The sequence below is a fragment of the Micromonospora globbae genome (assembly GCF_036184225.1).
Lineage (GTDB): Bacteria > Actinomycetota > Actinomycetes > Mycobacteriales > Micromonosporaceae > Micromonospora > Micromonospora globbae.
In genome coordinates this window covers 663,068-687,885 of the sequence record NZ_CP108084.1, presented here as the reverse complement: position 1 = coordinate 687,885, position 24,818 = coordinate 663,068, and the positions used below count along the sequence as shown (strand labels likewise).

The 24,818-nt window shown below is 73.8% G+C and carries 24 protein-coding genes; 8 read left to right on the top strand and 16 right to left on the bottom strand.

The window, feature by feature from the left end; translation table 11 throughout:
* Window positions 1-48 precede the first annotated feature (48 nt).
* Window positions 49-438, bottom strand: a complete 390-nt coding sequence (locus OG994_RS03115) for a hypothetical protein (RefSeq protein WP_120332195.1) — start codon at window positions 436-438, stop codon at window positions 49-51.
* Between the two features lie 68 nt (window positions 439-506).
* Window positions 507-1,163: a hypothetical protein gene (locus OG994_RS03110; protein ID WP_328852122.1), complete on the bottom strand. Its 657-nt coding sequence runs from the start codon at window positions 1,161-1,163 to the stop codon at window positions 507-509.
* Window positions 1,164-1,182: 19 nt separating this feature from the next.
* Between OG994_RS03110 and OG994_RS03105 the strand changes: the two genes are divergently transcribed.
* Window positions 1,183-1,365 carry a hypothetical protein gene (locus OG994_RS03105; RefSeq protein WP_328852121.1) on the top strand — a complete coding sequence of 61 codons (183 nt, stop codon included), beginning with the start codon at window positions 1,183-1,185 and terminating at the stop codon, window positions 1,363-1,365.
* Between the two features lie 12 nt (window positions 1,366-1,377).
* On the opposite strand, the gene OG994_RS03100 is transcribed toward OG994_RS03105, so the two are convergent.
* Both OG994_RS03100 and OG994_RS03095 read right to left on the bottom strand, forming a co-directional pair.
* Window positions 1,378-3,048, bottom strand: a complete 1,671-nt coding sequence (locus tag OG994_RS03100) for a right-handed parallel beta-helix repeat-containing protein (protein WP_328852120.1) — start codon at window positions 3,046-3,048, stop codon at window positions 1,378-1,380.
* 152 nt (window positions 3,049-3,200) lie between these two features.
* Window positions 3,201-3,578: an ArsC/Spx/MgsR family protein gene (locus OG994_RS03095; RefSeq protein ID WP_120332191.1), complete on the bottom strand. Its 378-nt coding sequence runs from the start codon at window positions 3,576-3,578 to the stop codon at window positions 3,201-3,203.
* Between the two features lie 1,644 nt (window positions 3,579-5,222).
* Here OG994_RS03095 and OG994_RS03090 point away from each other — a divergent pair.
* Window positions 5,223-5,879, top strand: a complete 657-nt coding sequence (locus tag OG994_RS03090; protein WP_328852119.1) for a C39 family peptidase — start codon at window positions 5,223-5,225, stop codon at window positions 5,877-5,879.
* A 114-nt stretch (window positions 5,880-5,993) separates the two neighbouring features.
* Here the strand turns inward: OG994_RS03090 and OG994_RS03085 are convergent, their stop codons facing one another.
* Entirely contained in the window at window positions 5,994-6,641 is a 648-nt protein-coding gene (locus OG994_RS03085; protein WP_328852118.1) for a DedA family protein, read from the bottom strand.
* Window positions 6,642-6,718: 77 nt separating this feature from the next.
* Window positions 6,719-7,075: a VOC family protein gene (locus tag OG994_RS03080; protein ID WP_120327400.1), complete on the bottom strand. Its 357-nt coding sequence runs from the start codon at window positions 7,073-7,075 to the stop codon at window positions 6,719-6,721.
* Window positions 7,076-7,228: 153 nt separating this feature from the next.
* Here OG994_RS03080 and OG994_RS03075 point away from each other — a divergent pair, with 153 nt between their 5' ends.
* Complete coding sequence (locus OG994_RS03075; RefSeq protein WP_120327399.1) at window positions 7,229-10,084, top strand: aconitate hydratase; 2,856 nt, start codon at window positions 7,229-7,231, stop codon at window positions 10,082-10,084.
* Between the two features lie 102 nt (window positions 10,085-10,186).
* Here the strand turns inward: OG994_RS03075 and OG994_RS03070 are convergent, their stop codons facing one another.
* From OG994_RS03070 to OG994_RS03040, 7 genes are all read right to left on the bottom strand, one after another.
* Complete coding sequence (locus OG994_RS03070) at window positions 10,187-10,789, bottom strand: GTP-binding protein (RefSeq protein ID WP_120327398.1); 603 nt, start codon at window positions 10,787-10,789, stop codon at window positions 10,187-10,189.
* Window positions 10,770-11,156 (bottom strand): DUF742 domain-containing protein, encoded by a 387-nt coding sequence (locus OG994_RS03065; RefSeq protein WP_120327397.1) that lies wholly within the window; start codon window positions 11,154-11,156, stop codon window positions 10,770-10,772. Before OG994_RS03065 ends, OG994_RS03070 begins: the two co-directional genes overlap by 20 nt.
* A gap of 5 nt (window positions 11,157-11,161) precedes the next feature.
* Window positions 11,162-11,584 carry a roadblock/LC7 domain-containing protein gene (locus tag OG994_RS03060; protein ID WP_120327396.1) on the bottom strand — a complete coding sequence of 141 codons (423 nt, stop codon included), beginning with the start codon at window positions 11,582-11,584 and terminating at the stop codon, window positions 11,162-11,164.
* Between the two features lie 90 nt (window positions 11,585-11,674).
* Window positions 11,675-14,254 (bottom strand): sensor histidine kinase, encoded by a 2,580-nt coding sequence (locus OG994_RS03055; RefSeq protein WP_328852117.1) that lies wholly within the window; start codon window positions 14,252-14,254, stop codon window positions 11,675-11,677.
* Window positions 14,255-14,378: 124 nt separating this feature from the next.
* Window positions 14,379-16,028 (bottom strand): prenyltransferase/squalene oxidase repeat-containing protein, encoded by a 1,650-nt coding sequence (locus OG994_RS03050; RefSeq protein ID WP_328852116.1) that lies wholly within the window; start codon window positions 16,026-16,028, stop codon window positions 14,379-14,381.
* Entirely contained in the window at window positions 16,025-16,927 is a 903-nt protein-coding gene (locus OG994_RS03045; protein WP_396844847.1) for a terpene synthase family protein, read from the bottom strand. Before OG994_RS03045 ends, OG994_RS03050 begins: the two co-directional genes overlap by 4 nt.
* Entirely contained in the window at window positions 16,924-18,255 is a 1,332-nt protein-coding gene (locus OG994_RS03040; RefSeq protein WP_328853647.1) for a cytochrome P450, read from the bottom strand. Before OG994_RS03040 ends, OG994_RS03045 begins: the two co-directional genes overlap by 4 nt.
* Window positions 18,256-18,623: 368 nt before the next feature.
* Between OG994_RS03040 and OG994_RS03035 the strand changes: the two genes are divergently transcribed.
* Window positions 18,624-18,872, top strand: a complete 249-nt coding sequence (locus OG994_RS03035) for a DUF2630 family protein (RefSeq protein ID WP_328852115.1) — start codon at window positions 18,624-18,626, stop codon at window positions 18,870-18,872.
* Between the two features lie 133 nt (window positions 18,873-19,005).
* Here the strand turns inward: OG994_RS03035 and OG994_RS03030 are convergent, their stop codons facing one another.
* The 3 genes from OG994_RS03030 to OG994_RS03020 form a co-directional block, all read right to left on the bottom strand.
* A complete protein-coding gene (locus tag OG994_RS03030) occupies window positions 19,006-19,941 on the bottom strand; it encodes a serine protein kinase RIO (protein ID WP_328852114.1) in 936 nt (311 codons plus the stop codon).
* A gap of 186 nt (window positions 19,942-20,127) precedes the next feature.
* Window positions 20,128-20,772, bottom strand: coding sequence for an HAD family hydrolase (locus tag OG994_RS03025; RefSeq protein ID WP_120327390.1), 645 nt, complete (start codon window positions 20,770-20,772; stop codon window positions 20,128-20,130).
* A 55-nt stretch (window positions 20,773-20,827) separates the two neighbouring features.
* On the bottom strand, window positions 20,828-21,691 hold the full coding sequence (locus OG994_RS03020; protein WP_120327389.1) for a carbon-nitrogen hydrolase family protein: 864 nt from the start codon (window positions 21,689-21,691) through the stop codon (window positions 20,828-20,830).
* A gap of 93 nt (window positions 21,692-21,784) precedes the next feature.
* On the opposite strand from OG994_RS03020, the gene OG994_RS03015 reads away from it, so the two are divergent.
* The 4 genes from OG994_RS03015 to OG994_RS03000 all read left to right on the top strand — a co-directional run bounded on the left by OG994_RS03015 (window position 21,785) and on the right by OG994_RS03000 (window position 24,816).
* Window positions 21,785-22,357: a TetR/AcrR family transcriptional regulator gene (locus tag OG994_RS03015; RefSeq protein ID WP_120327388.1), complete on the top strand. Its 573-nt coding sequence runs from the start codon at window positions 21,785-21,787 to the stop codon at window positions 22,355-22,357.
* Between the two features lie 82 nt (window positions 22,358-22,439).
* Window positions 22,440-23,357 (top strand): TIGR04222 domain-containing membrane protein, encoded by a 918-nt coding sequence (locus OG994_RS03010; protein ID WP_120327387.1) that lies wholly within the window; start codon window positions 22,440-22,442, stop codon window positions 23,355-23,357.
* A complete protein-coding gene (locus OG994_RS03005) occupies window positions 23,354-24,172 on the top strand; it encodes a DUF692 domain-containing protein (protein WP_328852113.1) in 819 nt (272 codons plus the stop codon). Before OG994_RS03010 ends, OG994_RS03005 begins: the two co-directional genes overlap by 4 nt.
* A 194-nt stretch (window positions 24,173-24,366) precedes the next feature.
* Window positions 24,367-24,816 carry a hypothetical protein gene (locus tag OG994_RS03000; RefSeq protein WP_328853646.1) on the top strand — a complete coding sequence of 150 codons (450 nt, stop codon included), beginning with the start codon at window positions 24,367-24,369 and terminating at the stop codon, window positions 24,814-24,816.
* Window positions 24,817-24,818: the final 2 nt, after the last annotated feature.

Here is a 24,818-nt window from a genome sequence, read left to right as displayed (position 1 = left end):
CGACGTCGGTGGAACGGACCGGCCGGCTGGCCGGTCACCCGCGGCCGGTCAGCCGACGCGCACGACGGTACAGATGAGTGGCCCGGTCTCGGTGGCGCGCAGCAGGTAGCGGTACCGCTCGCCGGGCACCCGCCCGCCGGAGCTGTCGAGGAACTCCCACTCCACGGCCACCATCGTGAGCAGTGCGGAGACCTGCTGCACGTCCTCGATGAGCGCGTGCGCGGCGATCAGCTCCCGCTCCTGGTAGTCGGGGGCCGCGCCCACGAAGGAGAGCGTCACGGCGGCGGGGGTGCTGAACGCGAAGCTGTAGGTGTCCGAGACCACCAGCCCGGGCAGGGCGTAACAGCCGGCGAGGGCGGGCAGGTCGCCGGCGGTCAACGCGACGCCGTACCGGTCGAAGAAGTCGGTCAGCGTGCCGAGGTCGGTGGATGCGCTCACAGCGGCACAGTTACCGGTCGCCGCGGCGGCCAAACCTCGACCCGGCACTCGGCCCCCGCCGATCCGGCTCACCGGGGCGGCACACGCACCTCGATCTCGGCGCCGAGGCGGGCCCCGCCGGCCAGGCCGAGATCGTCCCCGCTCCAGAACCGGCCCGGGTCGTACCAGTTCGGACGCCGGCCGGGCGGCAGCAGGCCCATCGCCTCGTAGGTCACCGCCACCACCTCCGCGCAGTACGCCGTCTCCAGCGCGCGGTCGCCGACCGTCTCGGGCAGCCGCCGACCCCGGCCGGGGCGGGGCAGCTTCGGCACCCGTCCGCGCAGCCACCGCCAGGCGAGTTGCGCCGTCGACGGGAACGGGGTGCCGTCCAGCCGGGCGACGGTGCGCAGCACCGCGTCCTCCATCCGGGAGTCGACGGGCGGATCGAGCTGGCGCAGCCAGGCCCGCTGCCCGTAGCGGTGCGCCCACACGCGGACCGCGTCGGCCAGGTCGTGCAGTTGCACACCGCGCTGGTGCCCGCCCGACCACATGTCCGGCAGCGACCTGCCCAGCTCCGCGTGCCACATCAGCGGCGGCATGTCGTCCAGCACCACCGCCATCCCGACGTGGTTCACCGGACTGTTGGTGGTGAGCTGGATGGCGCGGTCCGGCACGCTGCGCCCACGGAAGACCCACACGTCTCCGGTGCGGGTCAGCTCCGCCGCCTCCTCGAGGCTGATGCTCATAACCGTCTAATCTAGGCCGATGCGGCGACGGACGCGGTGGTGGAAGGTGCTGGGACTCGCCGGCCTGGCCGGGGTCGCGGCGACCGGTGTGGTGATCGCCCGCGCCGAACGGCGGCGCCGGGCGTACACCCCGGAGGAGATCCGGGCGCGGCTGCGCGACCGGCACGCGGAGGCGACGGCGCGCGGCGACGACAACCTCTGATCGGCGTACGCCTCAGCGCTCGTCGTGGTGGTTGCGGTCCCAGAGCCCGCCGATCGGTGGCGTGTCCAGCCGGACGGGCCCCTCGGCGTTGCCCGCGAAGTCGTTGTCGAGGACGCGGCAGGCCACGCAACTGCCCTGCGGGGTGATCCACAGCCCGTACGTCTGGCACTGCTCGTCGTCGTGGTCCCAGACGCGGTTGCCGCGCACGGTGGCCTGGTCGAACGCGGCGTTGACGGTGATGCCGGCGCGGATGGGCGGCGGTTCCGGCAGCTCGTACGGTGTGCCGGGGGGCGGGGTGTCCTCGTTCCAGCCGGTGTTCGCGTCCGGCCGGACCTCCGCGAGGGCGAGTTCGGTGTCCGTGTTGCCGGCCACCACCGCCGTCCGTGACCCCACCCGCACCACCTTGCCCCGGTGGCCGTCGACGGGCCAGGACGCCGTCCGGTCGGTCACCGACCGCGGGCCGTACCGCACGAACTCTCCCCTGCCCGTGGCCGCCGGCGCGCAGCGGCGGCCGTTGTTGCGGATCCGGTTGTCGATGACCGACGCGTCGGACATGGGCCGGTCGACGCGGATCCCGTCGAGCCCGTTGTCCCAGATGTCGTTGCTGTCGATGACCACACCGGACGCGGGGCCGCGGTGGGCCCGGCCGAGGTCGTGCTCGTGGTACCCGTACGCCCCGTTGCCGCTGATGCGGTTGCCCCGGACGGTGTACGGGCCGGGCGTGTTGCCCATGCTGATCCCGTCGCCGACGTTGCGGTCGATGACGCAGTCGGTGAGCAGCCCGCCGCGACCGGCGACCCCCGCCGTGCCGTTGCCGGAGACGTCGAAGCCGGCCTCCAGGTTGCCGGTCAGGGTGCAGGCCGACACGATGAGGCCGTCGGCGCCCCAGTCGGATATCCCGAAGCGGTTGGCCTGGCTGTGGCAGCCGATGATGCGGAAGCCGCGGGGCGGGGTCCAGTAGTCCTTCTGAAGTTCGAGGAAGATGCCGTTGGTGCCGTTGCCCACGGTGGTGCAGTTCGCGATGGTGAGGCGTTCCACGTCGCCCCAGCCGCCGATGCCGACGCCGATCCCCGCGCCACCCATCTCCTCGCCGTTGTCCAGCCGGCCGCAGCCGACCACGACGCACCCCTCGATGATGCTGTCCTGGAGGAAGTCGCAGCCGAGGCCGGTCGCTCCGGTGTGGTGGATGTAGAGGTTGCGGAAGACGCCACGGACGACGTACTGGAGGCCGAGGCCCTTCGCGAGGTAGCTGTACTCCGCCATCGCCACGCCCGACCCGTCGATCTCGAAGTCGGCGAACGTGCAGTCGGCGATGTGCCGGTCCCGGTCGGCGCCGTGCTGCACGGTGGTCCAGTACGCGAGCGGCGTGGGGTCGGCCCGGTTGCCCTCGTTGCTCAGCACGAACCGGGTGGCCGCGGGACCCGCGCCGATCAGCGACACCCCGCTGCGCCAGACCGTGCCGGCGTCCCGGATGGAGTAGATGCCCGGCGGGCAGTAGATGACCCGGGGGCGGCCGTCGGCGGCGTACCCGGCGCCGAGCCGGTCCACCAGCGCGGAGAGGGCGGGCTGGTCGTTGGTCACACCGTCGCCCTGCAGTCCGCACTCGCGGGCGTCACAGTAGAGCGGCGCGCCGGCGACCGGCGTGGGCCGCTGGGCGACGGTGGGCAGGCCGTGCTGCGACACCGGGCGCTCCTTCCACGGTCGGTTCGCCGCACCGTGGGCGCTCACCACTCCCCCGGCCGGCCAGCTGGACCGCCGGGCGCATTCCCGCTCCCCACGGCGGGAAACGCCCGGCGAACGGTACGAAGCGGCGCGGCCGGGCCGGGGCCGACGGATCAGCCGGGGTCGTCGACGGAGCGGTCGATCGCCGTACGCAGCGCCTCCGCGCTACGGCCGACCACGGCACCACCGTCGTCGAGGAGCAGGATCGGCCGCTGGATCAGCTCCGGATGCGCGACCATCGCCGCGATCCAGCGGGACTCGCTCGCCGCGTCGCGGGGCCAGTCGGCCAGTCCCAGCTCCTGCGCGGCCGGCTCCCGCGTCCGGCAGACGTCCCACGGCCGGGCGTCGAGACGGCGCAGCACCTCGGTCAGCTCCGCGGCGGTCGGCGGCTCCTCCAGGTAGGCCCGCAGCCGGTACGGCACCCGCGCCTCGTCGAGCGTGGCGCGCGCCGTGGCGCACTTCGAACACGCCGGGTTGTTCCAGATCTCCATGCCGGTCATCGTGGCAGGCCCGCGACGGGGCGCGGTGATCGACTCGCTGTCCCGCTGTCCCGCTGTCGCCGGCGTCCGCGGCGGACATGCGCCGCGCCACGCGGCAAACGGACCGTGCGTTCCCGGCCCGCGGGGCGCCCCGCAGTCCACCGCCCCGGGGAGGCGAGGGCGCCCAGCACGGGCCGTACGCCCACGACCCGACCGTTCCAGCAGCTGTACCCATCACCCCGTGCGGCGACGGCCCCTGCCATGCGTCGCGCTCGCCCAGACGCACGTGCAGCCGCCCAACGGCGTCGAGCGCGTCGCATCCCCGGGCCGGACCGTACTCACCCAGGCGATGCTGTCGACCTGCCCCACATCTGGGGCAACCGCCTCCCGACGGCCGACACTGGCCCGATGGCCAACACTCGCCCGACGGCCAACACTGGCCCGACGGCCAACACTCGCCCGACGGCCAACACTCGCCCGCCAACACTGGCCCGACGGCCAACACTCGCCCGCCAACACTGGCCCGACGGCCAACACTCGCCCGCCAACACTGGCCCGACGGCCAACACTCGCCCGACGGCCAACACTCGCCCGACGGCCAACACGGGCGGGACGGCACCCGGGTCGCGTCAGGGGCGCCCTGCCCCATATCTGGGGCAGCTCGACAGGAGACGGCACACGTGTGTCCGCTGTGAACAGGCGACCGCCGCGCTGTCACGTTGGTTGCCGACTAGGGGTTAAGGGGCGCGAGTGTGATGGTCGGACCCTCTGGAGCTGATGTCGTAGACGATTCGGCACCCGGTCCCCGCCGAACCACCGGGGTTGTGCCTCGTTGTGCCCTCAACGGCAGCGCCGACCCGACAACTCCAGCGCCTACACGCGCCGATCCTCCGGTAGCCGCAAGTTGCTACGCCTCCAGCGACAAGGCCTGGGTCGTGCCGCCTGGACCGTGCCCCGGCCGGACGATCCGGACGCCGTGGCCTCGGCGTGCACGCCGAGACCGAGGTTGCACCCATCCGGGCATGTCGTTGCCGGGGCCCGCGGCGCGGAGGCCACAACATCGGGGATGTTGTCGCCTCGATCGCTCCTCGATGCGACAACATCCAGGAAGTTGCGCGATCTTGACGAGTGACCCGCATGGGGAGGACGTCGCGCGGTTGGCCCGCCGGGTGGCCTCGGCCGTGGAACGTGGGGACGACGGGATGGGGCCTGCATGCGGCTGATGTCCGCTTCACCGGCCACCCGGCTGGGCGTCATGTCCGGTTGTGGGGTCGGGTGTGCCGTGGTCGGGGCCACCCCCACGGCGGAATCATGCCCACCCCCGCGTCGTTGAACATGCCGACGCCGGGCGAAGCAGCCACACCCGCGGCCCACGCACGAACCCCCGGCGAGCACCAACCCCGGCCACCGGCCAAGCCTCTACGACCCGGCCGGCCGCCGCGCCCAAGCCCGGCCGCCGCGGTTCCGAGCCCGTGCGACGCGGCCCCCAGGCTCGGTGGAATGCATCCCCGGCCCGGACCGTTACACCCCCGAGGCGCCGAGCAGGCACCACTGCGCCGAGCAGGCACCACCCCCGGCGCCCCCGAATCCTCACGGCACACCCCCGCGCGTGTGCCGCACACCCCCGAAACACCCCCGACCAGAGAGGCACCCATCATGCGTACCGATCTGATCCGCAAGACCGCCCTCACCGCCGCGACCATCGCCGCCACCGGCGGCGGCATCGCCGGCCCCGCCATCGCCGCCCACGCCGCCGCCCCCGAGGGCAAGCCCGCCGCCCAGGTCCAGAACCGCAAGGACCACGGCCAACGCGAACTCAACGTCCGCTACGAGGCCCAGCCCAACTTCTACTACTGCGGCCCCGCCGCCACCCGCAACGCCCTCTCCGTCCAGGGCAAGGACATCAACGTCGACGCCATGGCCAAGGAAATGGGCACCACCGAAGCCGGCACCAACTCCATCAACGACATCACCCCCGTCCTGAACAAGGAAACCGGCAAGAACGTCTACCGCTCCGTCGAGATCAGCACCAAGCAGGCCGACGACAAGCAGACCGACAAGCTGCGCACCGACATCGTCGACACCGTCGACGACGGCCGCGCCGTCGTGGCCAACATCGCCGGCACCGCCGTGGACACCGACGGCAACACCCACTCCTTCGAGGGCGGGCACTACATCAGCGTCATCGGCTACCGCGACGGCGGCAAGACCGTCACCATCGCCGACTCCGCCGACCCCACCATGGCCTCCTACCGGATGAGCGTCGACAACCTCGCCGACTGGATCGCCACCCGCGGCTACAGCGCCTCCTGACCCAACCGAGGCGCACCAACACAAGCGAAAGGGCCCGACCCCCAACCGGGGGCCGGGCCCTTTCGTCGTCCCGGCGCGGGACGCCCCCGCCGTGGGGCGCCCGCCGTAACCACCTCAGCGCGGCGCGCCGGGCACCGCCTCCTCGCGGTCGGCCTGCCCGTGTGCGCGGCGCGCGCGCCGCCGCAGCCACCACGTGCTGCCGAGACCGGCGAGCACCGCCAGGGCGAGCCCCGCCCAGGAGAAGCTGCTGAGCCAGTGCTCGGCCACCCGGCCGAGGTGGAAGAGCAGGTAGGTGGTGGCGAAGGCCCAGACGAGCCCGCCGGCCGCGTTGGCGGCCAGGAACCGGCCGTACGGCACGCGCAGCGCCCCGGCCAGCGGCCCCGCCAGGATGCGCAGCAGCGCCACGAACCGGCCCAGGAAGATCGCCCAGACCCCGTGCCGGGCGAACGTCTGCTCGGCCCGGGCGAGGTGTTCCGGGCCCAGGTGCCGGGGGAAGCGCCGACCCAGCCGGGCGAGCAGCGGCCGGCCGCCCCGGCGGCCGACGGTGTAGCCGAGCGAGTCGCCGACGACGGCGCCGAGCGCAGCGGCGGCCGCCACCCACGCCGGCTCGACCACCCCCGTCGCGGCGAGCAGCGCCGCGCTGAGGAGGGTGATCTCGCCGGGGAGGGGCACGCCCACGCTCTCCACCCCGATGACCCCGGCGACGGTCAGGTAGACCGCCAGCGGCGGCAGCGCCACGAGCCAGTGTTGTACGTCCAGCACGCCCACCCTCCCCGTCCGGCGCTCGAACGCTACCCGGGGGCGACGGGGCCCGGCGAGGTGCGGGGACGCGTCGCCGGTCACTCCGCCGGAGCGAGGAACTCCAGCCGGTTGCCGTGCACGTCCTCGGTGTGGAACCGGCGCATCCCGGGAAGCTCGCCGTCGCCCCACACCACCGGGGCGCCGGCGGCGGTGAGCCGCGCGGCCAGGTCGTCGAGGTCGGGGCGCAGCAGGGCGGGGTGCGCCTTGCGGGCCGGCCGGAAGTCGTCCTCGACGCCCAGGTGCAGTTCGGCGTCGTGGCCGGTGAACCAGCACCCGCCGCGGGCGGCCAGCGCCGGTGGCTTCGGCTTCTCCGTCATCCCGAGCACGCCGACGTAGAACGCCCGGGACGCGTCCTCGGAGCCGCGCGGACAGGCGAGCTGGACGTGATGGATCATGGAACACCTCCTCGTTCCGCAGACTGGCACGAGGTTGCGCTCATAGCAAGACGGACGTACGGTTTTGTTTGAGTGCGGGACGCCGGTAAGTGTCGCCTAACCTCGGCGGCACCCGGACCGGTGCGACAGACTGCTCAGGACACGGTCGCTGGTGTGAAGGAGTACGACGTGGCGAGCCTCGACACCTTCGGTGCGAAGACCCAGCTACGCGTCGGAGACGCGAGCTACGAGATTTTCAAGATCGACAAGGTGGACGGCCACGACCGGCTGCCGTACAGCTTGAAGATCCTGCTGGAGAACCTGCTGCGGACCGAGGACGGCGCGAACATCACCGCCGACCACATCCGGCAGCTCGGTGCGTGGGATCCCACCGCCGACCCGAGCGTGGAGATCCAGTTCACCCCGGCGCGGGTGCTCATGCAGGACTTCACCGGCGTGCCCTGCGTCGTCGACCTGGCGACCATGCGCGAGGCCGTCCGCGACCTGGGCGGCGACCCCGGCAAGGTCAACCCGCTCGCCCCGGCCGAGCTGGTCATCGACCACTCGGTGATCGCCGACCTGTTCGGCCGCGAGGACGCCTTCGCGCGCAACGTCGAGCTGGAGTACCAGCGCAACAAGGAGCGCTACCAGTTCCTGCGCTGGGGCCAGACCGCGTTCAACGAGTTCAAGGTGGTCCCGCCCGGCACGGGCATCGTGCACCAGGTCAACATCGAGTACCTGGCCCGTACGATCATGGAGCGCGACGGCCAGGCGTACCCGGACACGGTCGTCGGCACCGACTCGCACACCACCATGGTCAACGGCCTCGGCGTGCTCGGCTGGGGCGTCGGCGGCATCGAGGCCGAGGCCGCCATGCTGGGCCAGCCGGTCAGCATGCTGATCCCGCGGGTCGTCGGCTTCAAGCTCTCCGGCGAGATGCCGGCCGGCACCACCGCCACCGACCTGGTGCTCACCATCACCGAGATGCTGCGCAAGCACGGCGTGGTGGGCAAGTTCGTCGAGTTCTACGGGCCGGGCGTGAGCGCCGTGCCGCTGGCCAACCGGGCCACCATCGGCAACATGTCGCCGGAGTACGGCTCCACCGTGGCGATCTTCCCGATCGACGAGGAGACCGTCCGCTACCTGAAGCTCACCGGCCGCACCGAGCAGCAGGTCGCGCTCGTCGAGGCGTACGCCAAGGAGCAGGGCCTCTGGCACGACCCGAACGCCGAGCCCGAGTACTCCGAGCGCCTCGAACTCGACCTGGGCACCATCGAGCCGTCCCTCGCGGGCCCGAAGCGCCCGCAGGACCGGGTGCCGCTGGGCAGCGCCAAGACGCTGTTCCGCTCGGCCCTGAAGGACTACGTGGCCGCCGACGAGACCGGCGGTGACCGGGAGCGCAAGCCCGGCGTGCCGCAGCTGGAGAAGCCGTACGGGGTCGTGGGCCACGCCGACGAGGCCAGCGCCGAGTCGTTCCCGGCCAGCGACTCCCCGGCCAACGGGGTCGAGGACCCGGCCGACGCCCCGCGCGATCTGGAGACCGCGGCGGTCGGCGCCGGCGGGCGCGCCACGAACCCGATCCGGGTCACCGGCGCGGACGGCACCGAGTTCGAGCTGGACCACGGCGCCGTGGTGATCGCCGCGATCACCTCCTGCACCAACACCTCGAACCCGCAGGTCATGATCGGTGCGGCGCTGCTGGCCCGCAACGCGGTGGAGCGGGGCCTGTCCCGCAAGCCGTGGGTCAAGACCACCCTGGCCCCCGGGTCCAAGGTCGTCATGGACTACTACGAGCGCGCCGGCCTCACGCCGTACCTGGAGAAGCTCGGCTTCCACCTGGTCGGCTACGGCTGCACCACCTGCATCGGCAACTCCGGCCCGCTGCCGGAGGAGATCTCCGCGGCGGTGAACGAGGCCGACCTCGCGGTCGTCTCGGTGCTCTCCGGCAACCGCAACTTCGAGGGCCGGATCAACCCGGACGTCAAGATGAACTACCTGGCGTCCCCGCCGCTCGTGGTCGCGTACGCGCTGGCCGGCACCATGGACATCGACCTGGCCAACGAGCCGATCGGTGAGGACAGCTCCGGGCAGCCGGTGTTCCTCCGCGACATCTGGCCGAGCAGCGCGGAGATCCAGGACGTCATCTCCTCGGCGATCGGCGCCACCGGCTTCAGCTCCGCGTACGCCGACGTCTTCGCCGGCGACGAGCGCTGGCAGTCGCTGCCCACCCCGACCGGTGACACGTTCGCGTGGGACGGCGAGTCGACGTACGTGCGCAAGCCCCCGTACTTCGAGGGCATGGAGCGGGAGCCGAAGGCCGTCGGCGACATCACCGGCGCCCGGGTGCTGGCGAAGCTGGGCGACTCGGTGACCACCGACCACATCTCCCCGGCCGGTTCGATCAAGCCGGACTCGCCGGCGGGCCGCTACCTGGCCGAGCACGGCGTGCCGCGGCACGAGTTCAACTCGTACGGATCCCGCCGGGGCAACCACGAGGTGATGATCCGGGGCACGTTCGCCAACATCCGGCTGCGCAACCAGCTGGTCCCCGGCGTCGAGGGCGGCTTCACGGTCAACCACCTGACCGGTGAGCAGACCACGATCTACGACGCCTCGGTGGCCTACCAGGAGGCCGGCGTCCCGCTGGTCGTGCTGGCCGGCAAGGAGTACGGCTCGGGTTCGTCGCGGGACTGGGCGGCGAAGGGCACCATGCTGCTGGGCGTCAAGGCGGTCATCGCCGAGTCGTACGAGCGGATCCACCGCTCGAACCTGATCGGCATGGGCGTGCTGCCGCTGCAGTTCCCCGCCGGCGAGAACGCCGACTCGCTCGGCCTGACCGGCACGGAGACGTTCTCCATCACCGGCGTGACCGCGCTGAACGACGGCGAGACGCCGCGTACGGTCAAGGTCAGCACCGACACGGGCGTCGAGTTCGACGCGGTGGTCCGGATCGACACCCCCGGTGAGGCGGACTACTACCGGCACGGCGGCATCCTGCAGTACGTGCTGCGCCGGATGATCAACAGCTGACGTACGACGGACGAGGGCCCCTCCCCGCGCTCGCGGGGAGGGGCCCTGCTCGTCGTCACGGCCGCGGCGGTCGCGCCCGGCGGCGGGCCGGGAACGGCCGGCTCAGTCCAGCGTGCGGCGGGCGTCCCGGGTCTTCATGGCGTGCTCCAGGAGGGTGATGAGCACCTCCTTGCTGGACTCCCGCCGGCGGGCGTCGCAGAGCAGCACCGGCACCCCGGGATCGAGGTTGAGCGCCGCCTGCACCTCGTCCAGCCGGTACTGCTTGGCGCCCTCGAAGCAGTTCACCGCCACCACGAAGGGTGTCCCCCGCCCCTCGAAGTAGTCGATGGAGGGGAAGCAGTCGGCCAGCCGGCGGGTGTCGGCGAGCACCACGGCGCCGATCGCGCCGAGCGCCAGCTCGTCCCAGACGAACCAGAAGCGGTCCTGCCCGGGCGTGCCGAAGAGGTAGAGCACCAGGTCGTCGCTGATCGTGATCCGACCGAAGTCCATGGCGACCGTCGTGGTGCTCTTGCTCTCCACCCCGGACAGGTCGTCGATGCCGACGCCGGACTCGGTCAGCACCTCCTCGGTCCGCAGCGGGCGCGTCTCGCTGACCGCACCGACCATGGTGGTCTTGCCGACGCCGAAGCCACCCGCGATCAGGATCTTGATCGCGGTCGGCAGTGGGGTCGCTCCGGCGGGCCGCTCAGAGTGCCCGTAGTCCATTGATTACCGCCTCGAAAACACTGTTGTCGGGAAGGCCGGCCGAGGTGCGCGGCTCGCGGACCTGGACCAGGTTGCGGGCCACCAGATCACCCAGTAGGACCCGGATGGCGCCCACCGGCAGGTCCAGGTGGGCGGCGATCTCGGCCACGGACTGCACACGCTGGCAGAGCCCCACGATTGCCAGGTGCTCCGGGCCGAGGCCGACTTCCGCGCTCACGTCCGCGCGGGTCGCCGTGACCAGCGAGATCAGATCGAAAGTGCCGGTGACCGGGCGGGCGCGGCCGCGCGTGACCGCGTACGGGCGCACCACCGGCCCGGCGTGGTCGTCCACCCACTGGTGCTCCGCGGACTCCCCCTGCACCGTCATGGCGACTACTTCTCGCCGGGCGGCTGTTCGGCCGTCCGGGTCGGCGACGCCACGTGCTTGCCGACGCGGGTGACCAGCATCGCCATCTCGTACGCGATGAGGCCGATGTCGGCGTCCTCGCTGGCCAGCACGGCGAGACAGGCGTTGCGCCCGGCCGCTGTGACGAAGAGGAACGAGGACTGCATCTCGATGATGGTCTGCTGCACCTGGCCGCCGCCGAACCGCTTGCCGGCGCCCCGGGCCAGGCTCTGGATGCCCGCCGCCATGGCGGCGAGGTGCTCTCCGTCGTCCCGGCTGAGCCCCTGCGAGGAGGCCATCAACAGGCCGTCCGTCGAGAGCGCGACCGCATGCTCGGCCTGCTTCACCCGGCCGACCAGATCATCCAGCAACCACGTCAGGTCGGCACTCGATGCCGTCTTCTGGGCCACTCGTCGTCCTCTTCTCCCACGGCTGGTTAGCCGTCTTCGTCTGGGTCTGACCGTTCCGTCGCGGGCGGACCTCCGCACCGTCGGCACAGGTCAGGTCGCTTGTTGCTCGTCGGTGTCCGGGGCGGGCCCGGGCTCCGGTGCGTCGTCGCCCATGAGGCGGGCGGCCTCCGTCCGGCCCCGGCGGGTTCCGCTCTGGTACGAGCTCATCATCCGGCGCACCTGCTCGGGCGGCCGCACGATCTCCTCGTCGTCGTCATCAGCGGCGGTCGCCGCCGGATCGTCACGCAGTTCGGGAACGATGCTGGCCTGCCGGACCCGCACCGGCAGCCCGGAGTCGGTCCGTGCCGGCTGGATCCGCGCCGGGAGCGGACCGCCCTCGGCGCCGGGTCCGCCGGTGCCCGTCGCGGGGGCGTCGGCCACGGGCCGCGGCACCGCCATCGGCAGGCCCGTCGGCACCGTCGGCCCGTCGAGCGCGGCCTGCGGCTCGGGGGTACGGCGGGTGCGGGTGGGCAGCCCGCCGTCGGCCGGGGGCACCGTGCGGGTACGCGTGGGCAGCGTCTCCCCGTCGACGGCCGTCTCGGCGTTCGCGGACGGGTCGGCGGGCGGCTCGGCGAGCGCCACCGGCGCGGCCGGCTGGGCGGCGACCGGGCCGGCCGGCGCGGGGGCGGTGACCGGCGTGTCCGAACCGCCGACCCCCGTGTCGGCGGGGCCTCCGGCGGCCACCTTCGCGGCGGGGGCGCCCGCGGCCCGGGCGGCGGCCGGGATGCCGCCGGAGGTGTCTGGGTCGTCGTCGGCGCTCGTCACCAGTTCGCTCGGGATGAGCACGACGGCGGTCGTGCCGCCGTACGCGGACTCCTTCAACTGCACCTTCACACCGTGGCGCTCGGTGAGCCGGCTCACCACGTACAGGCCGAGGCGGGAGGCGTTGGCGAGGTTCAGCTCGGACCGGTCGGTGATCCGGTGGTTGGCCGCCGCCAGGTCCTCGGGGCTCATGCCGAGGCCCCGGTCCTCGATCTCGATGGCGAACCCGTTCGCCACCATCTGGCCGCGCACCTCGACCGTGGTGTTCGGCGGCGAGAAGGACAGGCCGTTCTCGATGAGCTCGGCGAGCAGGTGGATGACGTCGCCGACCGCCCGGCCGGCGAGCGACACCCGCCCGATCGGCAGCACGTTGACCCGGGTGTAGTCCTCGACCTCGGCCACCGCGCCCCGGATGACGTCCACCATGGGCACGTTGCGCCGCCAGGCCCGGCCCGGGGTGGAGCCGGAGAGCACGATGAGGTTCTCCGCGTTGCGCCGCATCCGGGTGGCCAGGTGGTCGACCCGGAACAGGTCCTCCAGTTCCTCGGCGTCCTGCTCGCGCCGTTCCATGGCGTCGAGCAGGGTGAGCTGCCGGTGCACGAGCGCCTGGGTGCGCCGGGCCAGGCTGAGGAAGACCTCGCGGACGCTGCGGCGCAGTTCGGCCTGCTCGACGGCGGTGCGGATCGCCGTCTCCTGCACCACGTTGAAGGCCTTGCCGACCTGGCCGATCTCGTCGTGGCCGAACTCGAGCGGCGGCGCCTCCTTGGCCACGTCGACGTCGTCGCCGCGACCGAGTCGCTCCACGACGCTGGGCAGGCGTTCGTTGGCCAGCTGGAACGCCGCCTCGCGCAGCCGTTCCAGCTGCCGCAGCAGCGACCGGGCCGTGGTGATCGACACGATGATGGAGGCGACGACGGCGATGAGGCCGAGACCGGCGGCGAGCACCAGCCGCACGATCACCCCGATCGCCACGGGCATCGCGCGGGACACGACGTCCTCGCCGCCGGCGATGATGACGTCGCGCAGGTTCTGCATGGCCGGCGACACGGCGGCGTCCCAGTCGGCCGCCGACACCGGGGGCCGGCCCGGCACGTTGCGGGAGCGGACGATCTGGTCCTCCAGCGCGCGGAACCGCTGGAACTCGTCGCTCGCCACGAGGTTCTGGAAGCGCTCGCGGTCCGTGCGGGCCAGGTCCACGGCCGTCTGCTCGGTGGTGAACCGCTGCGCGCCGACGAGGTGGGCGAACTGGGCCTGCTCGGCCGCGGTGATCCGCCCGGCGGCGAGCGCGCCGGTCAGCAGGGCGTCCTCCTGGGACAGCAGCTCGCGCGCCCGGTTGAGGTCGATGAGGGCCGCCGTCTCCTGCGCGATCTGCGGGTCGTCCAGACCGCCGAGCGCGTCGAACACGCGGAAGATCGAGTCGATGACGCCGACGTACGCCGCCATGGTGGTCGCGCGGTCGATGTTCCGGGCGTCGACGCCGGCCCGCGTCTCGTTGAGCCGGTCCAGGTCGCCCAGGAGTTCGTCGATGCGCTGTTCGAGCTGGCTGCTCGCCGGCACCTCGGTGCGCCAGTCCCGTACCGACTCACGGAAGGTCGCCGCGTAGTCGTCGGTGCGACGCCGTTCCGCGGCCAACTGCTCGAGCTGCGCCGCGTCCGGCCCGCCGAGGTACGCCAGCGACAGCCGGCGTTCCTTCTGGAGCTGCACGAGCAGCGGATCGCTGGGCTCGAAGACCCGCGAGTTGAGCGTCTGCACGCCGAGCAGGTTGAACCCGTCCCGGACGGTGACCCACGCCGCGAAGGCCCAGAGGGCGACCAGCGACACGAGCAGGGCAATGACTTTTGTACGGAGATTCGTACTGCGGGAACCCATCACACCGTCCTGGCCGGATATCTGCTCATGTGTGCACTCATCGACTCCGGCGCACGCTAGCAGTGTCGGGTTGTTCACTCAAGCGGTCCTGATCATGGCACCGTCGACTATGGTCGCGTGCCGGTCAGCCGCCGCCGGCCTCCGGGCGTACGAGCCACCGGGCCGCCCGCACCGCTGCCTGCACGATCAGCGTGGGACGGTACAGATCCTTGTCGTGCCACAGCTCCGGCGCGCCGTCGTGATCGTCCACCTCGGACAGCCAGGCCGCGCCCCGGGCGACCGCCGCCGCACCGGGGCCGTCGCGGTGCCCCGCGGCGATCAGCGTCTGCACCGCGTACGCCGTCTCCTCGGCGCTGCCCGACCAGCGTCCCCAGGATCCGTCCGGCCGCTGCCCGGCGAGCACCCAGGACGCGGCGCGGTCGACCGCCCGCCGCGCCGCGTCGGCACTCCCGTACCCGGTCAGGGCCAGCACGGCGCAGCAGGTCGCGTAGTACGGGGAGGCGTGCCAGCGGTCGGACCAGCGCCCGTCCGGTTCCTGCTGGTCGAGGAGCCACCGGGTGACGCGGTCCACCGCGGACGCGAGCCACGGGGCGGCCGGCCCGCCGTACGGCAGCAGGTGCCCGAGCGCGTCGAGCACGTGCGCGTTGGTGGTGACCGACGCCCCGTCCTCCCCCGGCCAGGTGCAGAAGTGCTCCCCGGTGTCGTACGCCCGCAGCACCGTCGGGTCGACGGGCTGGCCCAGCCGGGCGAGGGCGTACACGGTGACGGATGTCGTGTCGGCGTCCGCCGGCAGGCCGGGACCGGTCGGTGTGCCGGTGGGCCCGAGGGCGTCCCGCAGCTCGGTGGTGAGGACGTCGGGCACCCGCACCGGGACGCCGGCCCGGCAGAGCGTGCCGAGGACCCACGACCGCTCGAACACGGTGATCGGACTGGCGCAGGGCACCGGCCCGCCGTACTGCCGGACGAGGTCCTCCAGGTAGGCCCGGGCCGGGTGCGCCGGGCCGGGATCGGGGCCGAGCCAGGCGGCCGTCGCGGCCGGTGACGCGCCCACGGTGCCGGGGCCGACGGGGCCGACGCCCACGGCCCGGCGGGCGGCCGGGCCGACCACCTCCAGCGCGTGCGCGAGCTTCTCCGGCAGCGGACGGCCGGCGGCGAGCAGCATCCGGACCCGGTCCAGCCGGCCGCCGTCCAGGCCGACGGGCAGCGGTGGCCGGGGCGCGGCGTCCCAGTCGCCGAGGTCCGGCCGCTCCCGCAGCGCGTCGAGGTGCCCGGCGATCAGGTCGGTCAGCGCGGGCACGATGAGGTCGGTCGCCGGCAGGTCCGGTGGCGGCGGCGCCCCCGGCCCGGTCAGCGTGTCGTGGAGCGCACGGAGGCCGCGGTGGGCGACCTGGCCGAGCCGCTCCCGCGCGAAACCGCCGTCACCGCGGCGCAGCACGGCGAGCAGCGCCTCGGTGGCGCTGAGCGTGGGCACCAGGGCGTAGCCGTCCGGCGCGCCCCACGCCCCGTCGGGTCGCTGCGTCCGTACGAGCCACGCGATCCGCTCGCCGTGGCCGGTGAGCCAGGGCGCCAGGCTGACCAGCCGGCCCGTCTCGTACACCGACGGGGAGGACCGTCCGGCCGGCTCGGCCAGCATCGCGGCGACCAGGTCGCCGCCCGGGTCGCGCGCCGACCGTTCGGCCAGCGCGGCGCCCGCCCCGCCGGTCGACGCCGCGCCCGCCCCGCCGGCCGGCGCGGGACGCTCCGGCGCGGTCTGCTCCCACGGCCGGCCGCTCACCGCGCCCCCCAGAAGTCCGTCGAGCCGTAGAAGCCACTGGTGTAGCCGAGTTGCCGGGTCAGGTAGTCCGCCTCGCGGGGGAACCGGCCGGCCAGGTCGGCGAGCGTCTCGCGGCACCGGGCGGTCAGCGCGGCGGCCCGTCGCGCCACCTCGTCGGCGTCGCCCACCAGGGTGATCGCGTTGAGGTCGCCCCATTCCCGGTCCCGGTCGTGGGTCGCGAGGTCGTTGACGAGCCGCAGCACCCGCTGCACCTCGTCGCTGGCGGCGACGAGTTCCGGAAGCCGATCGTGCACGCCGGCGTCGCCGGTACGGATCCAGTGCGCGACGTTGACCACCGTGCAGGCGAGGTTGTCGGCGTTGTCGAGGTACTCCTCGTAGCTCGGCGGCCGGCCGCCCGCCGTGGCCTCGCGCCAGTCCCACTCCCGGGCCATCGCGGCCAGCGTGCGGGCGACCTCCTCCCGCCACACGCCCCGCGCCCGCGCGTAGCCCGGCGTCCGGGCCAGTTCGTCGCGCAGCTCGGCGAGGAACCGTCCGAGCGCGTCCTCCGCCCCGGGCGCGGCGCCGTCGACCACGGCGAGCGTGTCGGCCACGACACGGTCGACGTCCTCACGGGACTTGGCGAGGTAGTCCACCTGCCAGTCCACGGCGAAGCCCCACAGCACCGCCCGGTTGGCGAACCGCAGCTCGTCCACCGTGCACGTCGGAGCGCTGAAGGCCATCGCGAGCGCGATGCTGCTGAACAGGGCCGGGTCGAACGGCCGGGCGGAGAAGAGGTCGGGGTGGGCGGCGGCCGCCCGTTGCAGGTCGCGCTGCCCCTTCGCGGCGAGCGCGCAGATCCTGCCCTGTTCGGCGGCGAGGTCCAGCTCGTCGCCCGGTCGCTGGGTCCGCGTCATGCTCAGGCCGCGTCCGCCGTGTGCACGAGCGTCAGCTCCACCCGCGTCCGCGGCCGCAGCGCGGCGGCGAGACGCAGGCCCGGTACGCCGGAGCGGCGCAGCCGGAACCGGTAGCGGCTCAGCATCGTGGCCAGGATGAGCTGCGCCTCCAGGTAGAACAGGTACATGCCGAGGCACTGGTGCGGGCCGCCGCCGAAGGGGAAGTGGGCGTAGCGGTGCCGGGCGCGGACCCGCTCGGGGACGAACCGGTCGGGGTCGAACTCGTCCGGCCGGTCCCAGAACGCCGCCATCCGCTGGGTGATCAGCGGGCTCGCGACCATCGTGGCGCCGGCCTCCACCTCCACGCCGTCGATGACGTCGTCGGCCACCGCGCGCCGCGGGATGATCCAGCCGATCGGGTAGAGCCGTAGCAGCTCGTCGAGGACCATCCGGGTGTACGGCAGCTGGGTGAGGTGCTCGCGCCGGACCGGCCCGTCGCCCACCACCCGGGCGATCTCCTCGTACAGCCGCTCGGCGACGTCCGGGCGCTCGTCAAGGTGCGGCCACAGCCAGGTGAGCACGTTGATCGTGGTCTCGGTGGTGGCCGCGAACATCGCCACGGTGTCGTTGCGCACCTGCTGTTCGCTGAGCTGCCGCCCGTCCTCCGTACGCGCCCGCCAGAGCGTGGAGATGACGTCGTCGCCCTCGTCGGCGGTCGCCTTGGACGCGCGGACGATCGGCAGCAGCACGTCGTCGACGATCTGCTTCGCGCGACGGAACGGCCGGTCGCCGGGCATCGGCAGCGACAGCGGCGCGAACGGCACGACGATCCGGGGGATGACGGCGGTCGCGATGACGTCCTGCGCGTCGACGACCCGCATGGCGTCCGGCACCGAGATCTTGTCGCCGAAGAGCACCTTCATGATGGCCCGGCAGACGATGCGGGACTGCTCGACTCCGATGTCGACCATCCGGCCGTCGCGCGACGGCGCGTCGAGCTCGTCGACGGCCTCCCGGATGGCCTCGGCCATGCCGTCGACGAGCGCCTCGATGCGCTTGGCCGTGAACATCGGCTGGAGCGTGCGGCGGCTGGCCGACCAGATCTGCCCCTCGCCGAGGATGCCCTCGCCGAACAGCCGCTTCACCGGACGCCAGAACAGCCCGTCGCCGGCACGCTCGTAGTTGTCGGCCCGCTCGCGGAGCACGTGCTGGACGTGGCGCGGGTGGGTGACGAGGTACGGCCGGAACGAGCCCACGTTGATCCGGACGAGTTCCCCGCCGGTCCGGTTGCCGAGGGCGATGAGGGCACGCGCCGGGTCACGGAGGAGGCTCGGCACCACCTGGTGCAGCGGGATGGTGCGCGCTCGTCGGGTGGCGGACTGCCCGATGTGTGGCGAATGCACCTGCGCCGAACCCCCTTGTTGCGACTGTGCGTCGTGGAACGACTATGTGGAGTCAGGACTCGACCGAGCATGCCATTGCCGAGTCAAACTTCTCTAGTCGCGTCCGGAGAAAATTTCACGGCGCGCAGGTGCGCCGCTGGTAAGGCTCGTGCGCGGGAGTGGCCCGTTTCGCACATCCGCGCGCTTCTCCCGGCCGGCGCCCCCTCCCACCGCCCGGCCGGCGTGACGATCGGCACACCCGCGACCGCCGCGGCCCGGAGCGGCCCGGGAGGGTGAGGGAACGCGCGCAGGGCCGAACGCCCTGTGACAGGCTCTTGGTCATGGACGACAAGACGATCCTGAACCGGATCACCGAGATGGTCGACGAGGAGCACCGGCTGCGCGCGGAGGCGCAGGCCGGCCACACGGGCACCGACGAGGCGACCCGCGACCGGCTGCGGGAGCTGGAGGAGTCCCTCGACCAGTGCTGGGACCTGCTCCGCCGGCGCCGCGCCGCCCGGAGCACCCACGGCGACCCGGACGCCCAGGGCGTACGCCCCAAGCCCGAGGTCGAGCGCTACCTCCAGTGACCGGCGTGGGGCGGACCGGGTCCGGCGGCGCCGCGCCGGCACCGCCGGACCCGGTCGCGCAGGCCCGGCCCCGCGGCGCCCGGCCCGCCCCGTTTCGCGGGCGCCCGCCCGGTTCGGCGGACGCCCGCCCCGTTCAGCGGATTCCCGCCTCGCGCAACAGGTCCTCGGTGAGCGTGGTCGGGTCCACCACGTCGGCCGGCAGGCCCCGGGCCGCGAACCAGGTGGCGACCACCCGGACGTCCCGGGCCAGGAACTCGGGGCCCTGGGGATTGCCCACCACGTCGACCACCTGCGGCAGGTCGATCATGACGAGCCGGTCGTGGTGCACCAGCAGGTTGTACGGCGAGAGGTCACCGTGGGCGTACCCGGCCCGCGCGAGCACCACCAGCGCGTCCACCAGCTGCTCCCAGAGATCGCGCAGTCCCGCCGCGTCCGGCCGGAGCTGGGCCAGCCGGGGCGCGGCCGTCCCCTCGTCCGGGTCGCCGAGGAACTCCAGCATCAGTTCCGTGCCGCGCAGCTGCACCGGGTAGGGCACGGCGATCCTGCCGTGCGCCGCGCCGATCTCCCAGAGCCGTGCCAGCGCCGTGAACTCGGCCGCCGCCCACTGCCCGGCGATGAGCTGCCGGCCGAAGGCGGTCCGGCCGGCCATCGCCCGATTCTCCCGGGATCGGCGGACCCGCCGCCCCTCCAGGTAGCCGGCGTCGCGGTGGAACAGCCGGTGGTCGGCGTCCCGGTACCGTTTGGCGGCCAGCAGGCAGGAGCGGTCGGTGCCGGGCACCGCCCGGCGGACCAGGTGGACGTCCGCCTCCTTGCCCGTCTTCAGCACACCGAGGTCGGTGTCCTTCGCGGCCAGCTCGGTGACCACCCAGGCCGGGTGCGGCTCCGGGCCGTGCACGGCGTCGTCCCAGGACGACCAGCGCTCGCCGGTGTCCGGGTCCGGTGCGTCGTCCGGGTCGGCGACGACCGGCTCGGGTCGCCGGCCGTGCCTCAGAAACTGCGGTTCGTCGTCGTCGAAGCGGCGCCTGCCGCGGGTCCGGCGCCCCTGCGCCGGAAAGTCGTGTTCGCGCACTGCGGTGGTTGTCCCTTGATCGAGGCGGATGGAGGCCGGTGAAGACGACCCGAGATGACGGCCATGACCGACCCCCTCTCCTCGACGGGCGTACGCCCGTGTGCACGATGCGCGCTCCATGCTCACCGGCGCCCCGCGACCGGTCAATCGAATTTGCGTGACCCGGCCGGGCCGCGACCGCCGCGGTCAGCCGGCCAGGACGGTGGCGACCGCGGCGATCAGCCCGTCCGCGACCCGGGTCGGGCGGAACCGGCCGTCCGACCAGGTCCTCCCCCGGTGCAGCCAGACGCTGGGCAGGCCGACGGCCGCCGCGCCGCCGATGTCGGCCTCCGGGCTGTCGCCGACCACCCACGCCCCGCGCAGCCGCATCCGCACCCGCTGCGCCGCCATGGCGAAGATGCGCGGGTTGGGCTTGCTGACCCCGGCCTCCTCGGAGATGACCCAGTCCGCGACGTACCGGTCGAGCCCGGTGTTACGGATCTTGGCTTCCTCCTGCCGTACCGCCCCGTTGGTGACCACCACCGGCACCCAGCCGGCGTCGTCGGCGATCCGCAGCGCACAGGCCACCAGCGGGTCGAGGCGGGTGTGCGTCACCACCCCGTCGTGCAGTTCCTCCACGAGGTCGATCGACGGGATGCGCAGGGCGTACCGGTCCCGGATCGCGTCGGCCACGTCCCACCGGTCGGTCAGCCCGTCGGCGTCGATGGACAACAGCCAGTCGATGTCGCTTCGGGGCGCGCCGATGCCGTCGAGGAAGCGCTGCCCCCAGGCGCGGAACGCCCCGGCTCGGTCGAGCAGGGTGTTGTCCAGGTCCAGGAGGAGCAGTGGCACTCGGGCACCCTACGGGAACCAGCGCCTCCGCCGACAGATCCGTTACGTGAACTCCTCAGCCGACCAGCGAGAGCCGGTCGGAACCCTGGTCGGGCAGGCGGTCGGCGAGCATCGAGTGCGCCGCCCGGGTGGCCGCGAGCTGGGCCGGGTCGAGCGTCGCGACCAGGACGTCCTCGCCGGCGTCCGCGCCGCGGGCCAGCGGGCGCCCCTCCGGGTCGTAGACGGCCGCCCCGCCGTTAAAGCGCCAGGGGTCGGCGCCGCCCACGGCGTTGGCGAAGACCACGTACATGGTGTTGTCGAGGGCCCGGGCCGCGTAGTAGAGGTCGCGGCGGTGCTCCGAGCCGGCCAGGTAGCCGCTCGGGCAGAGGTAACCGTGCGCGCCGTCGGCGGCGGCGGCCCGGCCGTGCTCGGGGAAGCAGCCGTCGTAGCAGATGCCGAGCCCCAGCCGCCAGCCGTCGACGAGCAGGGTGGCACCCCGGGACCCGGGACTGAAGAGTTCCCGCTCGTCGCCCCACAGCTGCTGCTTGTCGTAGCCCACCCGCACGGCCCCACCGCGGTCCACGACGAGGGAGGAGATGGTGCGCCGCCCGTCGGGGTGGCGCACAGCGGCGCCGACCACCACGGTGACTCCGCCGGCGGCGGCCGCCTCGCACAGCGGCGCCAGGCGCGGATCCGTCACCGTACGCTCGCCGGTGGTCGCCACGTCGGTGCCGGCGGGGTCCGCCGAGAGCGTCGGCGGGTGGTACGCGGGCAGGAAGAGCTCCGGGAGTACGGCCACCCGGGCGCCCCGCTCGGCGGCCCGGGTGACGAGCCGGGCGGCGGTGGCGGCGTTGCCGGCGACGTCCCCGGGCACCGGCTCGGCCTGCACGGCGGCCACGGTCAGCGGGGCGGGAGGGAGGGCGGCGGGGGGTGGCGTCACGCGGCCGATGGTAGACCGGGGCCGGTACGACCTCCAGATCCCAAGCCGTACGTACGGTTTGCGTTACCCGGGGTCACCTGGGACGATCGACGCGTGCCCAGAGTAAGCCAGGACCAGCTCGACGCGCGGCGGCAGGAGATCCTCGCCGCGTCGCGGGCGTGTTTCGCCCGGCACGGTTACGAGGGCGCCACCGTGCGCCGGCTCGAGGAGGCCACCGGGCTGTCCCGCGGAGCCATCTTCCACCACTTCCGCGACAAGGACTCGCTCTTCCTCGCCGTGGCCGAGGACGACGCCGCGGCGATGGTCGAGACGGTGGCCCGCAACGGCCTCGTCCAGGTGATGCGGGACCTGCTGGCCGGGGCGATGTCCCCGGACACGACCGGGTGGTTGGGCACCCAGCTGGAGGTGTCCCGTCGACTGCGGACCGACCCGGCGTTCGCCCGGCGGTGGGCCCAGCGGTCCGCGGCGATCGCCGAGGCGACCCGCGACCGGCTGGCCCGCCAGCGCGAGGCCGGTGTCCTGCGCGAGGACGTCCCCATCGACGTGCTGGCCCAGTTCCTCGAACTCGCCTACGACGGCCTGGTGCTGCATCTCGCGATGGGACGCCCGGCCGGTGACCTCGGCCCGGTGCTCGATCTCGTCGAGGAGGCGGTCCGCCGCCGCTAGCCGGCCGCCGGACGCGGTGCGCCGGCGATGGCGATGGTGCTCCACAATGGGGCGGCCGACCCTCCGGTGACAGGAGCAGCCGATGACCGACCTCGCCGCCCCGGGCGACACCTGGGGCATCCCCGGTCCGACCTTCCTCCGGTTCTACCTCGCCGCGGCCGCGCTCGTCGTGGTCGTCTCGGTGATCCACCGCGTACGGCTGCTCGCCGGCCCCGGCGACGCCGGCACCCTGACGCTCGGCCCACAGCAGGTGGCGTTCCTCAACGGCGGTCCCGGCCTCGCCGTGCACGCCACCGTCGGTGGCCTGCGCAGCACGGGTGCCATCGGGGTCGGACCGGACCGCCGGCTCATGACGACGGGGGCACTGCCCGCGGGGACGACCCCGCTGGACCAGGCGGTGTTCCGTGCGGCCGGCAAGCGGGCCCGGGTGCGGGACCTGCCCCGGGACCAGTGGGTGAGCCGGGCGCTCACCGACCTGCGCGAGGGCCTCGAACAGCGCGGGCTGCTCCTCACGGCCGTCCAGCGGACCGCCGCGCGGCGGGGCGCGTTCTTCCTGATCTCGCTGCTGATCATCGGCGGGATGCGGGCCGTCGCCGGGCTCACCAACGGGCGACCCACCGGCTACCTCATGCTCAGCCTGGCGGCGATCTTCGTGTTCCTCCTGGTGCTGGGCCGGGTGCCGCACCTGACCCGCGCCGGCCGGCGGGCGCTGCGCGAGACGCGGCGGCAGCACGTCCACCTCGCGCCGTCGTCGTCCCCGGCGTACGCGACGTACGGCGCGGCCGGCGCCGCCATGGGCGTGGCGCTGTTCGGCACCGCCTCGCTCTGGGCCCTCGATCCCGGCTTCGCCGAGCAGGCCGAGATCCAGCGGCAGGCGATCTCCGGCGCCGGTGGCTACAGCGGCACGAGCGGAGGTGGCTCGTGCGGCGGCGGCAGTTCGTGCGGAGGCGGCAGCTCCTGCGGCGGAGGTGGCTGCGGCGGGGGCGGGTGCGGCGGATGACCGGCCCGACGGGCGTCGGCATCGGCTGGCGCCCCGAGATCGCCGGCTTCGTCGCCGAGCTACCCGGGCTGCGGTTCGTCGAGGTGGTGGCGGAGTCTGTGGCGGCCTCCGGGCCGCTGCCGCCCGGGCTCGCCGACCTGCGCGGTCGCGGGGTGACCGTCGTGCCCCACGGCGTACGGCTCTCCCTCGGCGGGGCGGAGCCCGTCGACCCGGCCCGGGTCGCGCACCTCGCCGCGGTGGCCGAGCTGGTCGCCGCGCCGCTGGTGAGCGAGCACATCGCGTTCGTCCGCGCCGGCGGGCTGGAGGCCGGTCACCTGCTGCCGTTGCCGCGCAGCCGGGCCGCCGTGGACGCCGTCTGCGTCAACGTGGCCCGCGCGCAGGCGGAGATCCCGGTGCCGATCGCGCTGGAGCCGATCGCCGCGCTCTTCGACTGGCCCGACGACGAGCTGGACGAGGCCGCGTTCCTCACCGAGATCCTCGACCGGACCGGGGCGCTGCTGCTGCTCGACATCGCCAACGTCTACGCCAACGCGCGCAACCGGGGCGCCGACCCGCTCGACCTGCTCGACCGGCTGCCGCTGGAGCGGGTCGGCTACGTGCACGTGGCCGGCGGCGCCGAGCACGGCGGCTTCTACCACGACACGCACACCGATCCGGTTCCGCCGGCCGTGCTGGAGCTGGTCAAGGAACTCTGCGCCCGTCGGCGACCGCCCGCGCTGCTGCTCGAACGCGACGGCGCCTACCCGCCCGCGTCCGTGCTCCGCGCCGAACTCGACGCGCTCGCCGCGGCGTCCGGCTTCCCGGTGGTCACGTGACGGTGGGACCGGCGGCGGACGGAGGCCGCGTGGACGACCTGGCGGCGCGGCAGCCGGCGCGGGGCGACGACCTGGCCGCGCCACAGGCGGAGCGGGCGGACGACCTGGCGGTGCGGCAGCCGGCGCGGGGCGACGACCTGGCCGCGCCACAGGCGGAGCGGGCGGACGACCTCGCCGCGCGGCAGGCGGAGCGCGTGGACGACCTCGCCGCGCGGCAGGCGGAGCTGGTGGCCGCCCTGGTCGCCGGCGGGCCGGTGCCGCCCGGGTTCGCTCCGGCGCCGCTGGCCGCGGCCCGCACCGCCCTGCTGCGCAAGCGGGCCGGCGAGGTGGCCCGGCACTGGCCCCTCCTGGCGGCCTCCTTGGGGGCCGGCTGGACGGCGACGTTCGCCGGTTGGGCGGCCGGGCGGCCGACCCAGGGGTCGCTGCGCGACGGCTGGGACCTGGCCCGCGCGCTGCGCGATCGGGGCACGCTGCCACCGCTCGGCGCCGAGGAGCTCGCGTTGCGGGAGGCGGGCGCCCGCTACGACGGCCGGCGGCCGCCCCGCCCGCGCCGGTTGCCGTCGCTCGGCCGCGCGGGAGGTGCCGTCGCGGTCCAGGTCGCCGGGCGGGTGCGCCTCCTCCGCCCCGCCCGCCGCGCCGCGTAGGT

Bases quoted from the DNA above. Each gene is read 5' to 3' on its own strand.
- OG994_RS03095 (WP_120332191.1), bottom strand. From the start codon at position 3,578: ATGGAGATCTGGAACAACCCGGCGTGTTCGAAGTGCGCCACGGCGCGC.
- OG994_RS03105 (WP_328852121.1), top strand. From the start codon at position 1,183: ATGCGGCGACGGACGCGGTGGTGGAAGGTGCTGGGACTCGCCGGCCTG.
- OG994_RS03080 (WP_120327400.1), bottom strand. From the start codon at position 7,075: ATGATCCATCACGTCCAGCTCGCCTGTCCGCGCGGCTCCGAGGACGCG.
- OG994_RS03010 (WP_120327387.1), top strand. From the start codon at position 22,440: ATGACCGACCTCGCCGCCCCGGGCGACACCTGGGGCATCCCCGGTCCG.
- OG994_RS03005 (WP_328852113.1), top strand. From the start codon at position 23,354: ATGACCGGCCCGACGGGCGTCGGCATCGGCTGGCGCCCCGAGATCGCC.
- OG994_RS03065 (WP_120327397.1), bottom strand. From the start codon at position 11,156: ATGACGGTGCAGGGGGAGTCCGCGGAGCACCAGTGGGTGGACGACCAC.
- OG994_RS03110 (WP_328852122.1), bottom strand. From the start codon at position 1,163: ATGAGCATCAGCCTCGAGGAGGCGGCGGAGCTGACCCGCACCGGAGAC.
- OG994_RS03055 (WP_328852117.1), bottom strand. From the start codon at position 14,254: ATGGGTTCCCGCAGTACGAATCTCCGTACAAAAGTCATTGCCCTGCTC.
- OG994_RS03090 (WP_328852119.1), top strand. From the start codon at position 5,223: ATGCGTACCGATCTGATCCGCAAGACCGCCCTCACCGCCGCGACCATC.
- OG994_RS03035 (WP_328852115.1), top strand. From the start codon at position 18,624: ATGGACGACAAGACGATCCTGAACCGGATCACCGAGATGGTCGACGAG.
- OG994_RS03070 (WP_120327398.1), bottom strand. From the start codon at position 10,789: ATGGACTACGGGCACTCTGAGCGGCCCGCCGGAGCGACCCCACTGCCG.